At 33.3% G+C, this 16205-nt stretch carries 14 protein-coding genes; 2 read left to right on the top strand and 12 right to left on the bottom strand.

The features are described from left to right. Nucleotides 1–281: 281 nt before the first annotated feature. Entirely contained in the window at nt 282–1937 is a 1656-nt protein-coding gene (locus E0W73_RS13385; protein WP_135222582.1) for a M1 family metallopeptidase, read from the bottom strand. A gap of 165 nt (nt 1938–2102) precedes the next feature. Between E0W73_RS13385 and E0W73_RS13380 the strand changes: the two genes are divergently transcribed. Further along, nucleotides 2103–2804 carry a carbohydrate-binding family 9-like protein gene (locus E0W73_RS13380; protein WP_135222581.1) on the top strand — a complete coding sequence of 234 codons (702 nt, stop codon included), beginning with the start codon at nt 2103–2105 and terminating at the stop codon, nt 2802–2804. Here the strand turns inward: E0W73_RS13380 and E0W73_RS13375 are convergent. The 11 genes from E0W73_RS13375 to E0W73_RS13325 form a co-directional block, all read right to left on the bottom strand. Next, a complete protein-coding gene (locus E0W73_RS13375; RefSeq protein ID WP_135222580.1) occupies nt 2801–3448 on the bottom strand; it encodes a hypothetical protein in 648 nt (215 codons plus the stop codon). The two genes, E0W73_RS13380 and E0W73_RS13375, sit on opposite strands and share 4 nt — an antisense overlap. 140 nt (nt 3449–3588) lie before the next feature. Then, on the bottom strand, nt 3589–4191 hold the full coding sequence (hisIE, locus tag E0W73_RS13370) for a bifunctional phosphoribosyl-AMP cyclohydrolase/phosphoribosyl-ATP diphosphatase HisIE (RefSeq protein WP_317129331.1): 603 nt from the start codon (nt 4189–4191) through the stop codon (nt 3589–3591). Nucleotides 4192–4273: 82 nt separating this feature from the next. Continuing rightward, nucleotides 4274–5029 (bottom strand): imidazole glycerol phosphate synthase subunit HisF, encoded by a 756-nt coding sequence (hisF, locus tag E0W73_RS13365; RefSeq protein WP_135222578.1) that lies wholly within the window; start codon nt 5027–5029, stop codon nt 4274–4276. Nucleotides 5030–5126: 97 nt separating this feature from the next. Further along, nucleotides 5127–5852, bottom strand: coding sequence for a 1-(5-phosphoribosyl)-5-[(5-phosphoribosylamino)methylideneamino]imidazole-4-carboxamide isomerase (hisA, locus tag E0W73_RS13360; protein ID WP_135222577.1), 726 nt, complete (start codon nt 5850–5852; stop codon nt 5127–5129). Nucleotides 5853–5937: 85 nt separating this feature from the next. Next, nucleotides 5938–6519 carry an imidazole glycerol phosphate synthase subunit HisH gene (gene hisH / locus E0W73_RS13355; protein WP_135222576.1) on the bottom strand — a complete coding sequence of 194 codons (582 nt, stop codon included), beginning with the start codon at nt 6517–6519 and terminating at the stop codon, nt 5938–5940. A gap of 193 nt (nt 6520–6712) precedes the next feature. Next, the gene (gene hisB, locus E0W73_RS13350) at nt 6713–7849 is read right to left on the bottom strand and encodes a bifunctional histidinol-phosphatase/imidazoleglycerol-phosphate dehydratase HisB (RefSeq protein ID WP_135222575.1); all 1137 of its coding nucleotides are present in this window, start codon (nt 7847–7849) and stop codon (nt 6713–6715) included. 162 nt (nt 7850–8011) lie between these two features. Continuing rightward, nucleotides 8012–9061: a histidinol-phosphate transaminase gene (gene hisC / locus E0W73_RS13345; RefSeq protein ID WP_135222574.1), complete on the bottom strand. Its 1050-nt coding sequence runs from the start codon at nt 9059–9061 to the stop codon at nt 8012–8014. Between the two features lie 82 nt (nt 9062–9143). Beyond that, a complete protein-coding gene (hisD, locus tag E0W73_RS13340) occupies nt 9144–10442 on the bottom strand; it encodes a histidinol dehydrogenase (RefSeq protein WP_135222573.1) in 1299 nt (432 codons plus the stop codon). A gap of 176 nt (nt 10443–10618) precedes the next feature. After that, complete coding sequence (gene hisG / locus E0W73_RS13335; protein WP_026729805.1) at nt 10619–11476, bottom strand: ATP phosphoribosyltransferase; 858 nt, start codon at nt 11474–11476, stop codon at nt 10619–10621. Between the two features lie 306 nt (nt 11477–11782). Further along, complete coding sequence (locus E0W73_RS13330) at nt 11783–13183, bottom strand: sensor histidine kinase (protein WP_135222572.1); 1401 nt, start codon at nt 13181–13183, stop codon at nt 11783–11785. Between the two features lie 2 nt (nt 13184–13185). Next, complete coding sequence (locus E0W73_RS13325) at nt 13186–13848, bottom strand: response regulator transcription factor (RefSeq protein ID WP_135222571.1); 663 nt, start codon at nt 13846–13848, stop codon at nt 13186–13188. Between the two features lie 200 nt (nt 13849–14048). Here E0W73_RS13325 and E0W73_RS13320 point away from each other — a divergent pair, with 200 nt between their 5' ends. Next, nucleotides 14049–16190: an LTA synthase family protein gene (locus tag E0W73_RS13320; protein ID WP_135222570.1), complete on the top strand. Its 2142-nt coding sequence runs from the start codon at nt 14049–14051 to the stop codon at nt 16188–16190. The last annotated feature ends 15 nt before the right edge of the window (nt 16191–16205 follow it).

Raw genomic sequence — 16205 nt, 5'->3', positions numbered from 1 at the left:
CCAAAAAGGTTTGAAAAAACTATAGTTTTCAAACCTTTTGTCATTTCTACTGAAGGGAGAAATCACACTCGAAACTCTGCAAAGATTGGTCATTTACTTTGCGGAAATGCTAGTGCGATTTCTCCCTTCGGTCGAAATGACAAACTGCTCTTAATAGCAACAAATCTGACAGATATTAAAACCTTTCGGATTTTATCCAAAAATCCGTAAAAAAAATCCCAAACTCCACTCCTGAACTTCGGGAGGAATTTGGGATTTAAAATTGGAATTTATCGAATTTTTTATTCGATTATATTAGAAGTCGTTACATAGAAATTTTTATCTACTTCCAGTTTTCTGTCTTCATTATCTGTTTTGATAGACTGCCATTCTGTTGTTGGTATCAACCAGGTTTCTTCTCCGTTGATTTTAACTTTTACTGGCATATCAAATTTAGCTACGCAATTGGTCCAGTGATAGCCCAAAGTACCGTTTTTAAACATGTATTCAAAAACCGGAATCTTAGTTGTCGTCAAATACTGAGCAAAAACGCGGTTAAAGTTCACTCCCGAATGATCATTTATATAATCCTGAATCTGCTTAGAAGTTACGGTCTGATGATAAAAAGTCTTATTAAGACCTCTTAAAATCGATTTCCATTTGGCATCATCATTAATAATTTGACGAATTGTATGAAGCATATTAGCACCTTTTGGATACATATCTCCTGAACCTTCATTATTCACATCATAATGACCAATAATTGGCTTGTCATTTTCGATATTTTGTCTGCAGCCTATAACATATTCTGCACCAGCTTCTTTTCCGTAATAATATTCCAAAAACAAGCTTTCAGAATAATTGGTAAAACTTTCATGAATCCACATGTCAGCGATATCTTTATAGGTAATATTATTAGCAAACCATTCGTGGCCAGATTCGTGAATAATAATAAAATCAAATTTTAATCCCCAGCCGGTTCCGCTTAAATCTTTTCCTAAATATCCTTGTTTGTATTGATTTCCGTAAGTTACAGAACTTTGATGTTCCATACCTAAATAAGGAACTTCAACCAATTTGTAACTGTCTTCATAAAATGGATAAGGTCCAAACCAATTTTCAAAGGCTTTCAGCATTTTTGGAGCATCTTTGAAATGTTCTTTAGCTAAAGCCAAATTATCTCTCAACACATAATAACTACAATCCAAATTGCCTTTTTCTCCTTTAAATACTTCAAAAAAATTTACATAATCTCCAATATTGATGTTTACGCCGTAATTATTAATCGGGTTGGAAACATACCAGTTAAAAGTTTTAGTTCCGTCTTTTTCTTTTTTAACGCTTTGTAGTCTTCCGTTAGAAACCTCTGTTAAATCTCCAGGAACATTTACACTAATTAACATATTTTCTACTTCATCGTACATATGATCTTTACATGGCCACCAAACACTTGCGCCTAAACCCTGACAAGATGTGGCGATAAAATCTTTTCCGTTTTTATCTTTTTTCCATGAAAATCCTCCGTCCCAAGGTGCTCTAACTGCTTCTTTTGGTTTTCCATTGTATGAAATCACAATTTCTTTTGTGTCTCCTACTTTTTGTTTTTCAGTTAAAGTGATGAAGAAAGCATTTCCATCTCTTTCAAATTTTAGCTCTTTGCCGTTTTGAGTAACCTTTGTAATATTCATGGGTTCCTGCAAGTCAATCTGCATTCTGTTGTTTTCCGTTAAAACAGTATATCGAACAGTATTTGATCCTGAAATTGTTTTCTCTTTTGGGTTTACTTTTACATTTAAATGATAATATTTTAAATCCCACCAAGCTCTTTCTTTGGTAATACTGCCACGCAATGTGTCCTGATGCGTGAAAACGGTTTCTGATTTATTTAAAAGCCCTTGAGCGTTGGAAATCAGACCAATAAAAAAGGCAATTAAAGCGCTATTAAAATATTTTTTCATTATTGCAGTTTTAAAAAAATGTAAACGTATACCATTTGATAATTCTGACAAATGTAAACAATATTGCCATTTTTTTGAGAATTTAACAGTTTTGATTTAAAGCTCCTGACGTAAAATTTCATTAAACTTCTCTATTTTAGCAGTTTTAAAAGTTTTTCCATTTTCATGAATACTAAAGTCTTCTACTGTCTTTGCCTTATAATTACTGGATTTGCAAATTACGCACAGCATATCCCTATTTATAAAACGAGTAAAGAAATCAGAATCGATGGAGATTTATCAGAGTGGAAAGCTCCATTTTTAGGTACTTTCAAGATTCACAACTCAGGTGAAAAAGCCTCGCAAAATACTTTTGTTGCACTTTCGTGGAATGAAAACAATCTTTATGTAGCGTATCGCGTTGAAGATGCTGAAATTATAGGGAAATTACAGCCGAAAGATTCTAAAATCTATGAAACAGATGATTTGGTTGAAATTTTTATTGATCCGGATGGAGACGGAAAAAATTATCTTGAAATTGGCGTAAATGCCTTTTCAACCTACTACGATATGCTGATAAAATGTATTTCGCCCGATTGCGGTGGATGGAATACCTCTATCGATTTTGATGTTTCCGGCTTAGAAACTGCCAGTAAAACAACAATTAACGGATTTACCACTGAAATAAAAATTCCTTTTGCCGGTCTAGTGAAAATTAAAGATAGTGGTTTTAAGATACCGAAAAACGGAACAAAATGGAAGGGAAATCTTTTTAGGATTGATTATGGAAAAATAATTGAATACCAAGCTTTACAACCGTATAACAGTGCTAAATTTGGTTTTCATCAACCAGAAGAATTTGCTGTTTTTGAGTTTGTAGAATATTAATTATTTGGTAGAAAAATTGCTGTAAATTCTGTTGGCTTAAAATACTCTGCATCATTAACTAAAAACATAAAAGCTGTATTATTTTTTGCTATTCTATAAACTTCAAAAATAGATTTATTGCGTACAAAATACAAATTTTGATAAAATCTATCATTAAAATTTCCATAATACGTATAGGTTTCCAAAAACATAGCGATACCTTTCTTTAAAACTGTTGGATTTGAAAAATCTTTTGGGAGAAATATATTTGGAAAAGTATTATCATCTACATACAATTCTCCCGTACTATCATTAATTGGATAATAATTGCCATTTGATGACTTTTCCAAAAACAAAATTAATCTTTGACCTGCTTTTAATTCTTTTATTCTGGAATCACAAATCCATTCCTTCCAAATATTTACATTGATTTTCGAACTTGATTTCCCTTTTATGAACTGACTTATTGTAAATTGATAATCATTTTTTGAGACTTTCGAGACTGTTCCGTCAACAATTAAAATTGCTCTAGAAATCACTATTGAATATGGCATAACATTTTTTTTAAAGCCATAGTTTAAAGTCGGAACTAAAAATAAAAGCAGGCATACAACTAATCTCATATCAATATTATTTAATACTAAAATAACATATTTTTTTGTCATTTCGACCGAAGGGAGAAATCACACTAGAAACTCCGCAAAGATATCTCCAATCTTTGTCGATTAACTAGTGTGATTTGCTTCGCCTGTTCGCTATCGCTCGGGTCTCCCTTCGGTCGAAATGACAAAACTTGTTCTAAATATTACTTTTGACGCTTTTTCAAAACTTCAACAACATCATTCAATTGATATCCCTTTGCTTGCAATAAAATTAGATAATGAAAAAGCAAATCGGCGCTTTCGCTAAGGAATAAATCATCATTATCATCTTTAGCTTCAATCACCACTTCTACTGCTTCTTCACCAACTTTCTGTGCAATTTTATTGATTCCTTTTTCGAATAAAGAAGCAACATAACTTTTTTCCGAATCAGCATTTTCTCTTCGTGTTTTGATGGTGTTTTCTAACTGAGAAATAAAACCATAATTCGCATCATTTGGTTCCTGCCAGCAAGTATCGGCACCGGTGTGACAAGTTGGTCCAACAGGTTTTGCCTGAATCAAAAGTGTATCGCCATCGCAGTCATTTTTGATGCTTACTAAATTTAAAAAGTTACCGCTCTCCTCGCCTTTTGTCCAAAGTCTTTGTTTGGAACGACTGAAAAAAGTTACTTTTTGCGTTTCTATTGTTTTTTGAAGCGATTCTTCGTTCATATACCCCAGCATCAGCACATTTTTAGTTTCTGAATCCTGAATTATAGCCGGAATTAATCCGTGTGCGCTTTTGATATCGATTTCCATTTTTATTTTAGATTTTAGAGTTCAGATTTTAGATTAATCTCTAACTCAGATTATTGGAATTTGGAATTTAAAAAATTGGAATTTCTTCTCAAATTCTAACTTCTATATTGTTGTTTCTTAATTCTTGTTTCAAACTTTTGATTTCAATTTCTTTAAAATGAAAAACACTTGCTGCCAAAGCGGCGTCTGCTTTTCCTTTTTGAAATGAATCTACGAAATGCTGTATATTTCCAGCACCACCAGAAGCGATAATCGGAATATTTACCAATTCTGAAAGTTTAGCCAAAGCTTCGTTTGCGAATCCGTTTTTGGTTCCGTCATTATCCATCGAGGTGAATAAAATTTCTCCTGCACCTCTTTCAGCCACTTCTACTGCCCAATCAAATAAATTTAATTCTGTTGGCACTTTTCCACCAACTAAATGCACTATCCATTGTCCGTCAATTTGTTTGGCATCGATAGCCACAACAACACATTGACTTCCAAATTTCTGTGCCAAATCGTTTATCAACTGCGGATTTTTCACTGCTGATGAATTGATAGAAACTTTATCAGCTCCGTTATTCAACAGAACTTCAACATCTTCCACAGATGAAATTCCACCACCAACTGTAAACGGAATATTGATTTTTTCTGCCACGCTGCGCACCATATTCACAAGTGTTTTGCGTCTTTCTTCGGTTGCCGAAATATCCAGAAAAACCAGTTCATCTGCGCCTTCAGCCGAGTAAATTGCTGCCAATTCCACAGGATCTCCGGCATCACGCAAATCAACGAAATTAACGCCTTTTACGGTTCTTCCGTTTTTTATATCTAAACAAGGTATGATTCTTTTTGCAAGCATTTTCTTTTGTTGTTTCACAGAGATTCACAAAGATTCTCAGAGCTACGCAAAATTTTGTGAATCTTTGCGTTTTGCTTTGTGCATCTTTGCGGAATATCTATTTATTTAAAATATAATTTTCGAGTTGCTTTAACGTAATTCTGCCTTCGTAAATTGCTTTTCCAATAATAGTTCCTTCACAGCCTAATTCAGCCAATTTTGGCAATTCATCGAAAGTAGAAATTCCTCCCGAAGCGATTAGTTTTATTCCTTTAGCTTCAGCCAAAATTTTGCTGTACAAATCAAAACTTGGTCCTTGAAGCATTCCATCTTTAGCAATATCCGTACAAATAACATAATCAATTCCTTTTGACTGATAATCTTGGATAAAAGGAACTAAATCTTCATTTGACTCTTCCAACCACCCAGAAACCGCAATTTTTTCGTCTTTTGCATCAGCGCCTAAAATGATTTTATCCGAACCATACTCTGAAATCCATTTTTCAAAAATTGCTCTGTTTTTTACGGCAATACTTCCTCCAGTAATTTGGTTTGCACCGCTTTCAAAAGCAATCCTCAAATCGTCATCCGATTTTAATCCGCCTCCGAAATCAATTTTTAAAGTGGTTTGTGTTGCGATTTGCTCCAATATTTTATAATTGACAATTTTGCTTGATTTTGCACCATCTAGATCTACTAAATGCAGATATTCAATTCCGTGTGCTTCAAATGATTTTGCTACTTCAAGCGGATTCTCGTTGTAAATTATCTTGGTATCATAATCACCTTTGGACAAACGAACGCATTTTCCTTCAATGATATCTATGGCTGGTATTATTCTCATTCTTTTTTATTTTAAATTTCTGATTTTAGATTTTAGATTCTAAAAATTGAAATTGATTTTTGATATTTTGATTGATATTGAAAACTTACATTTTTAAAAAATTACCTAGAATCTTTTCTCCAACATCACCACTTTTTTCTGGGTGAAATTGAGTTCCGTAAAAATTATCTTTTTGCAGAGCCGATGCATATTCAACATCATAATTTGTTTTAGCAACTGCATACTCGCAATTTGGCGCATAGAAACTGTGAACCAAATACATAAATTCGTTTTCTGAAATCCCTTTAAACAAATCCGATTTCAAATCATAAATCTGATTCCATCCCATTTGTGGCACTTTTACGTTGTTGGAAAATTTTAAAACATCTACGTCAAAAATTCCTAAACCTTCTGTATTTCCTTCTTCTGTTTTGTTGCACATCAACTGCATTCCGAGACAGATTCCTAAAACGGGCTGTTTTAATTGCGGAATCAAACTATCTAAACCGCTTTCGCGTAGTTTACTCATTGCCGAACTCGCCTCGCCTACACCAGGAAAAATCACTTTATCAGCCGATTTAATTTCATCTGGATTATTGCTCAAAACAGCTTTAAAACCCAATCTTTCAATAGCAAACATGATGCTTTGAATATTTCCTGCTCCGTAATTTATAATTACTATTTTCATTTGATTTTTTTGTTTGTTTTGTTTCAGGTTTAAAGTTTCAAGTTGCTCACCTTTGCGTATAATTTTACCGCAAAGAACGCAAGATTTTTTTCTATGCAAACCTTTAAAAAGTTCGCAAAGCTTGGTGTGAAACTTGCGTACTTTAGCGTAAAACTTTGCGTTCTTTGCGGTTAAAAACCTGAAACAAAATTCATTAAAGCATCCCTTTCGTTGAAGGAAGAATCATTTTTTCGGTATCTCTTTTTACGGCTACTTTTATGGCTTTCGCGAAAGCTTTAAAAATCGCTTCGATTTTGTGATGCTCGTTGATTCCTTCTGCTTTGATATTTAAGTTTGCTTTTGCTCCGTCTGTAAATGATTTAAAGAAGTGATAGAACATTTCTGTTGGCATTTTACCCACCATTTCACGTTTAAATTCCGTTTCCCATATCAACCAGTTTCTTCCTCCAAAGTCAATTGCGGCTTGCGCTAAACAATCGTCCATTGGAAGACAGAAACCGTAACGCTCAATTCCTAATTTATTTCCTAATGCTTTGGCAAAAACTTCTCCTAAAGCAATTGCCGTATCTTCGATTGTATGATGTTCATCGACTTCTAAATCTCCTTTTACAAGGATTTCTAAGTCCATTTGACCGTGACGTGAGATTTGATCTAGCATATGATCGAAAAAGGCAATTCCGGTATCTATTTTGCTTTTTCCAGTTCCGTCAAGATTTAAGTTGATGTAAATATCGGTTTCGTTTGTTTTTCTTGTAATGGAAGCTGAACGTGCTTCTAATTTTAAAAACTCATAAATTGTTTTCCAGTCCATTGACTGCAAAACGATTGTTTCGTTCAATTCTTCTCGTTTTCCTGAAATTTCATTGCTTCCAATTCCATCCGTGTTATTCATGAAAATAGCTTTGGCACCAAGGTTTTTAGCCAATTCAACATCCGTTAAACGATCTCCTAAAACAAAAGAATTAGCCAAATCATATTCTGGATTATTTAGATATTTCGTCAACATACCGGTTCTTGGTTTTCTAGTTGGCGCATTTTCGTGAGGAAAAGTTCTATCTACGAAAATTTCATCAAAAACAACCCCTTCGTTTTCAAAGGCTTTTAGGATAAAATTCTGCGTTGGCCAAAACGTATCTTCTGGAAAACTGTCTGTTCCTAATCCGTCCTGATTGGTTACCATTGCAAATTCGTAATCTAATTCATTAGCAATTTTAGCCAGATATTGAAACGCTTTTGGGTAAAACTCCAATTTATCCAAACTGTCTAATTGATAATTTTCAGGTTCTAAAACAATCGTTCCGTCACGATCGATAAAAAGTACTTTTTTCATAATTTATTTTTTCTGCCACAGATCATACAGATTAAAAGGATTTTTCTTTTGCCACTAATTGCACTAATTTTCACTAATTTAATTTGTGTAATTCGTGGTGAAAAAATAAACTCAAACAGAATAAAAAATCTTTTTAATCTATAATCTGTGGCTAATATTTTTTTAGCTCAACAACTTTAATTCTTTTATTACAACTGCATTTTCTTGTTTTGTTCCAATTGTAAAACGGAGACAATTTTCGCATAACGGCTGTGTTGTTCTGTTTCGAATTACGATTCCTTTTTCTATTAATTGATCGTATCTTTTATTGGCATCATCCACTTTTGCTAAGATAAAATTAGCTTCTGTTGGATAAACTTTTTCGACAAAACTCACTTCAAGTAAAACTTTAAGTAATTCTTCCCTTTGCTCAATAATAGAAGCTATTTCTTCTTTTATTTTTTCTGAATCTTTTAAACGTTCTTTGGCTCTTTGCTGTGTTAGCTCGTTTACGTTATAAGGCGGTTTGATTTTATTCAGAATCGAAATTACTTCCTCTGAACCATAACAAATTCCTAAACGAATTCCAGCTAAACCATATGCTTTTGAAAGTGTCTGCGTAATGACCAAATTTGGATATTCATCAATTTCTGTCAGCCAGCTTTCTTTTTCAGAAAAGTCAATATAAGCTTCGTCAATCACCACTAAACCATTAAAGTTTTGAAGCAGTTTCACCACGCTTTCATCTGAAAATGAATTTCCTGTTGGATTGTTTGGAGAACATAAAAAGATGATTTTTGTATTTTCATCAACCGCTTCCAGAATCTTTTCAACTTGTGGCTGAAAATCTGTAGTTAAAAGAATTTCTCTGTTTTCTACTGCGTTGATATTTGCCAAAACACCATACATTCCATAAGTAGGCGGTAACGAAATAATATTATCTTTTTTAGGTTCACAGAAAGCTCTGAAAAGCAAATCTAAAACTTCATCGCTTCCGTTTCCTAACAAAATCTGACTTTGTTTGGTGTTATTATTTTTAGCTAAAATCGCTTTAACCGAATTCTGCTGTGGATCTGGATAACGATTTACCCCATTTTGATATGGATTTTCATTGGCATCCAGAAAAATCATATCGGCTGTATCAAAATCTTCAAACTCATCTCTCGCAGAAGAATAAGGTTTTAAGGATTTTACGTTTTCTCTTGTAATTGTATTTATATCGAACGTACTCATTTTATTTTCTTTATTCCTGCAAGGTTTCCAAAACCTTGTAGGTATTGTTTATTAAGCTTCTAAATCGGAAATCTATTTAGACCTACGAGGTTTTGGAAACCTCGCAGGACTGTAGGCGTAATGTTACAGCATTTTTATGCGCTTGCAATCCTTCGGCTTCAGCCATAGCTTCAATCGCTTTTCCAATATTTTGAATTCCTTTTTCAGATATTTTCTGGAATGTCATCGATTTCATAAAACTATCCAGATTTACACCGCTGTAATTTTTCGCATAACCATTGGTTGGAAGCGTATGATTTGTTCCTGAAGCATAATCTCCAGCACTTTCTGGAGTATAATTTCCAATGAAAACCGAACCCGCATTTACGATTCCGTTGCAATAGAAATCATCGTATTCCGAGCAGATAATAAAGTGCTCCGGCCCATATTCATTGATTAAATCTAAAGCCGTTTGATCGTTTTGTACATAAATCAATTTCGAATTTTCGATCGCTTTATCTGCAATAGCTTTTCTAGGCAATACTTCTAACTGTGTTTGCACTTCTTTTTCTACTTCGTCAATCAGTTTTTTTGAAGTCGAAACTAATAGTACCTGACTATCTGTTCCGTGTTCTGCCTGTGATAATAAATCTGAAGCTACAAAAGCTGGAACTGCAGTATCATCGGCTACAATTAATAATTCTGATGGCCCGGCCGGCATATCGATTGCTACGCCAAACTGAGTCGCTAATTGCTTAGCCACCGTCACAAACTGATTACCTGGCCCGAAAATTTTATATACTTTAGGAATGGACTGTGTTCCAAATGTCATTCCGGCAATCGCCTGAATTCCACCTACTTTTAGAATTTTGGTTACACCGCATAAATTCGCCGCGTATAAAATAGCCGGATTAATTTTTCCTTTTTTGTCAGGAGGAGAACACAATACAATTTCTTTACAACCAGCAATTTCAGCAGGAACAGCCAGCATTAAAACCGTTGAAAACAAAGGAGCTGTTCCGCCAGGAATATATAAACCAATTTTCTGAATTGGTCTTTTTTCCTGCCAGCAGTTGACACCTTCAATAGTTTCCACTTCAACTCTATCGGTTTTCTGTGCTTTGTGAAACTTATAAATATTGTTTTTTGCTAATTCAATCGCTTCTTTTAATTCACTCGGAATCAGATTAATTGCTTCTGTGATTTCCTCTGGAGTTACTTCGTAATTTTCTAATGAAATTCCGTCAAAAATAGAAGTGTATTTTGCTACAGCTTCATCTCCTTTTTTCTGAACTTCTCTGAAGATTTCTTTTACTGTAACCTCAATATCATCAACAGTCTTGGTTGGTCTTTTTAATATTTCTGACCAGGTTTCTGGTTTTGGATTGTCTATTTTATTCATAATATTTTAAATATTAAATCCCAATTTTTAAATTACAAATTCCAATTCTTTGTCTAAAATTTATATCGCAAAGTGCGCAAGGTCTTTTTTTTCTTTGTCTAAAATAAAGTTCGCAAAGCTGTTGTCTAAAACTCGATTACTGGAATTTGGAATTTTCATATTGGAATTTCTTTTCTTTATAGTACCATTTTCTCTATTGGACAAACTAAAATTCCTTCTGCACCTACTTCTTTTAATTGATCAATTACATCCCAAAAAGTATCCTTATCAATTACAGAGTGAACACTGCTCCAACCTTCTTGTGCTAATGGAAGAACCGTTAAACTTCTTAAAACCGGAAGGATTTTTCCAACTGCGTCAATTTTATCATTTGGAACGTTCATCAAGATATACTTCGAATTCCTCGCTCTTAAAACGGCCTGAATTCTGAATTTTAATGTATCAATGTGTTTTTGGATTTCCGGAGAAACTTTTGGAGAAACAGCTAAAACGGCTTCACTTTTTAAGATAACTTCAACTTCTTTTAAGTTATTTTTGAATAATGTACTTCCACTCGAAACAATATCTACAATAGCATCTGCAAGTCCGATATTTGGTGCAATTTCTACAGAACCCGAAATCTGGTGAATGTCTACAGTTAAGCCGAATTTACTAAAATATTCGTTCACTGTGTTAGGGTAAGATGTAGCAATACGAAGATTTGCTAAATCCTGTACCGAATTGTATTCGAATGTTTTAGGAACCGCTACCGAAACTTTACATTTAGAAAAACCTAATTTCTGAACCACTTCGATTCCTTTTCCTTTTTCTACTAAAAGATTATCACCGACGATAGCCAAATCTACAACGCCGTCGATTAAATATTGAGGAATGTCTGAATTTCGTAGATATAAAACTTCAAGAGGAAAATTAGAAGCTTCTGCTTTTAACTGATCGATTCCGTTGTTGATAGAAATACCGCAGTCTTTTAGAATTTGAATGCTGTCTTCGTTTAAACGACCTGATTTTTGAATTGCAATTTTTAAAGTACTCATTTTTTAGTTGTTTGTTAGATTAATAGTTTGAGTACAAAGAGGTGGAATTAAAAAACCCGTTTGATGTACTCAAACGGGTTTTAAAATATGATGATTTACACGCATACCATTAACACATCGCTTGAGAGCAATAATGTAGATGATGATGATGTAATTGAAATGAAATCATGATTTGTGTTTTTTACTTCTTTGATTCGGTTGCAAATATACTAGATAAAATAATTAAAAAGCAATTTTTATTTTAACTTAACAGCAGTTTATTGTTAAAAAACGGTTTTGACCCCATTTTGCTTAATAAATTTAAAATTACTTTAACGAATTATCATCTGCGTCAAAAACCAATACTACTTTTGTACCTTTTCCTATTTCGCTTTCGATTTTAAACTTAATCTGAAGCAAATCTGTCATTCGCTTGACGATAAATAATCCGAGACCCGTTCCTTTGATTTCTGAGTGATTTAAGGAGTCTGACCTGAAAAACGGAATCAAAATAGATTCGAGATCCTTCTTTGCTATTCCGATTCCCTGATCTGAAACAGTACAAATTATATGATCATCTTCCCTTGTCAATGAAATTTTGACTTCGGTATTTTCATTAGAATATTTGACAGCATTGGAGATAATATTCCGAAGAATAGTGACCACTAAATAATTGTCAGAATAAACGTAAAATTCTTCCTGCGCTTCTAAAATTACATTGATTTTCGCCGTTTTAATCTTCTCTCCATTCAGAGTCAAGACATCCAAAACAGCTGCGTTCAAATAGATGTTTTCTCTATTTATATTTTGTTTTTGGTTTTCAAATCTTGCCATTAAAAGTAACTGATCCACCAAAGAGTTCAGATGATCTACTTCGTTAATGCAATAGTTTATCTTCTCTTCATATTCCTTATTGTCTCGAGGTTTACGAATTAATACTTCAAGTGTTCCTTTAATAACTGTTAGAGGAGTTCTTAACTCGTGAGAAGCGTCTGACGTAAATTGTTTTTCACGTTCTATGGCGTCTTCAATTCGGTTCAGCAAATTATTGATTGTTTTAGAAAGTATAAACAATTCATCACGTGTTTTTGGCAACGGAATCCTTGTTTTGAGATTGTCTTTTGTAATAATTTTTGAGGTCTGAATAATATCGTTTATCGGTTTTATGCTTCTGCCGGCAAAAAATCTAGCAAGAAAGAATAAAATCAACAAAATGACCGGAAAAGCAATCAGTAATGTATCCATCAAATTATCCAGAACTTTAGACGAATCTGAAAGCGACATTGCTATAATTAAGTAACCAATTTTCTGAGATTTTACATGAAGCGGCACCTGAATCTGGCGAATTTTACTGCCCAATAATTTAGTGTCAAAAAGCTGAAAATACTCTTTGCTTTCATGAAAAATTAATTTTTCATTCTTTAGATTTGGAGATTTCTCTATTATTCTTTTATTCAAATCTAAAAACTGAACAAAAACAGGATTTACATCTACAGAATTATGTTCTCGTTCCTCCCATTCTTCGGCATCCATAAGAATCACTTTTCCGTTTTCTACCTTGATTTCTTTTAAATGATCCTGAATTTCAATATTTAAGTTCTCGTCAATGTGAGTGTAAACAGTCAGTCTTACAATAAAGTAAATAGCAGAAAAAACTACCAAAACTAAAAGCCCCGTAGTTAAAATGTAATTTAAGGCAATTCTATTTTTAAAGGATAATGACTTCATTTTTAATCGTTTGCGATATAACCGATGCCACGAACGGTTTTTATATAATCTTCTTCGATTTTAAGATTGAGCTTTTTGCGAATTGCATTCATGAAAACATCAATAACTCCTGTATCGTATTCAAAATTGATTTCCCAAACGTCTCTCAATATCTGATTTCTGTTACAGACTTTTCCCTTATTTTCTATTAAATATGCCAGCAGTTCGAATTCACGTTGTGTCAAAGCTATTTCTTCTTTGTCTTTTAGCACAATGTGTCTGGTCAAATCCATTGTAATATTGCCAAGCGTCAGGTTTGCTGCCTGTTTTTTGTTCCTAAAATGAACTTTAATGCGCTCCACCAACTCCTCAAAACTAAATGGCTTTTTGATATAATCGTTTGCTCCGGCTTTTAAGCCTTCAATAGTTTCCTGAACAGTGTCTTTGGCAGTTAAAAAAATAATCGGCGTCTGCTGATCTTTAACCCTGATGGCTTTACACAGATCTAATCCGTTAATTTTTGGAAGCATCCAGTCTAAAAGAATCAAATCAAACTTCTGGTTTTGAATGAGCTCAAAGCCTTTTGAACCATCGCCAGCAGTAGTTATCTGATAACCTTCTTCTTGCAATCCCTGTTTTAGAAATTGAACAATACCTAATTCGTCCTCAACTATTAAAATATGCATTTATCGTATTAAATTAAGAGATTCGCATTGATTTTTGCCCCCAAAGATAGGACATTTAAAAAACAGAAATGAAAACCAAAATTACGTAGTTAAAGAAAATCAACATCTTAAGCAAATATTAAGACAACTCTAAGTAAGGCAAAAGTAAACTTAATCTGTCGTTAATCAAGCGAAATTAATTTTGTAAAAAAATATTCATAATGACTTTTTACAAAAAACTTTCGCCTTTTTACAATCTGGCCCTGTTGTACTTTATTGTGAGTTTCGTCCTAAGGATAGTGCTTCTATTTCATCCGATTACGCAGAGTTCATTTACATTTCTTGAAAGCCTGAAAATCTTTAGCTTCGGCCTAATTTCGGATTTTTTTGTATTTATGTTGGCTTCGTTATTTTTGTGGCTCTATCTTATTTTTGTTTCCAATTCCAAATACAACAAACCTTACGGATATAGCATTCTTGGAGGTTTTATTGCGCTTCTCATTTATATTGCATCTGGAAAAAGCATTTTCGACGAATATGGAGGCGCTTTACCCAAAATCGTATTAATTTTTGTTTTAATTAAAACGTTTTTGTGTTCTCTATTTATTTTTCTTCCAAAACATCGTGACAAAATCAGATTCTGGCTTTTTACTTTTGTAATCTTTCTATACGTTTTACTGATTCTCCAAAATGCTTTAAGCGAATATTTCTTTTGGAACGAATTTGGCGTAAAATACAATTTCATAGCCGTTAATTACTTGATTTATACCAATGAAGTTATTGGCAATATAATGCAATCTTACCCTGTTGTCCCAATCTTTTCAGTGCTATTTACTATTACTGCAATCATAACGTACTTTATCGTAAAAAACTCCCGAAACTATATCGATAAGATTCCAAGTGTTTCAGAAAAACTAAAAATCTCTGCAGTTTACTGTACCTTGTTTGCTTTCTCTTTACTCGCAATTCCGAGTTTAGCCAAAACAGAAAATTCTAAAAATATTTTTGTCAATGAATTACAATCTAACGGGATTTACAAATTTTATCTGGCTTTTCAGAATAACAAACTTGATTATTTTAAATTCTATAAAACCATTCCAAATCAAAAAGCATTTGCTCTTTTAAAACACCAACTACCTACAATTTCAGGAACTAACACTATACATGAAGTTAAAAATGATTCTCTCGAAAAACGCAAAAATGTAGTTTTAATCACCATTGAAAGCCTTAGTGCAGATTTCATGAAAATGTACGGAAATCAACAAAACATTACACCATTCTTAGATAGTTTAGCACAAAAAAGTCTTGCATTTACCAATATTTATGCGGCAGGAAATAGAACCGTTCGTGGACTTGAGGCTGTGACTTTGTGTCTTCCTCCAACGGCTGGCGAAAGTGTGGTAAAAAGAGAAGACAATAAAAACAAATTTTCTACCGGTGCCGTTTTTAAAGAAAAAGGATATAATGTAAAATTCCTTTACGGCGGTGATGCTTTTTTTGACAATATGAAGGATTTTTATTCCGGAAACGGCTATCAGATTATTGATAAATCTAGTTTCGATCCTGACGAAATTAGCTTCTCAAATGTGTGGGGCGTTTGTGACGAAGACATGTACAAGAAAGCAATTAAAATTATGAATGCTGAAGCAAAGCAGCACAAGCCTTTCTTTAATCACATTATGACAGTTAGTAATCATAGGCCTTTTACTTATCCAAACCATAAAATTGATATTCCTGGAAATATTAAATCTCGTGACGGCGGCGTAAAATATACCGATTATGCTTTGCGAAAATTCTTTGAAATGGCTGCAAAACAGACATGGTACCAAAATACTGTTTTTGTAATTGTAGCCGATCATTGCGCTTCAAGTGCTGGAAAAACAGAACTACCACTGGACAAATACAGAATCCCTGCTTTGATTTACAGTCCAAATATAAAAGCTGAAAAATGCACAAAATTAATGTCTCAAATCGACCTTATGCCAACCTTGTTCGGTTTACTGAATTTTGATTATGAAAGCAAATTTTTCGGACAAGATGTACTTAAAGATGATTATCAGCCAAGAGCACTAATTGCAACTTATCAAGACTTAGGATTGATAAAAGATGATGTGCTGACTGTTTTGTCACCAAAACAAGAAATAAAACAATTTCAGCTCAAACCAAACCTAAAGCTTAATGTCTCGCCTGAATGTCAGATTTATTATGACGAAATTCCTTTAAAATCAGAAAAAACTAGTTTAGTCGATGATGCAATTTCATACTACCAAGCGGCTTCTTATTTATTAAAAGAAAAAGATTATCAGTTTAATGACTTAAGTTTAAACAAAAAAAATACTAAGTTATACGCAAGGATTCACTAAAAACAAAAAAACTCA

Origin of the sequence: Flavobacterium foetidum, from assembly GCF_004634245.1 — a bacterium.
GTDB classification, from domain to species: Bacteria; Bacteroidota; Bacteroidia; order Flavobacteriales; family Flavobacteriaceae; genus Flavobacterium; species Flavobacterium foetidum.
Note: the sequence above shows the minus strand (reverse complement) of the source record. Positions and strands in the feature narration are given on the sequence as shown.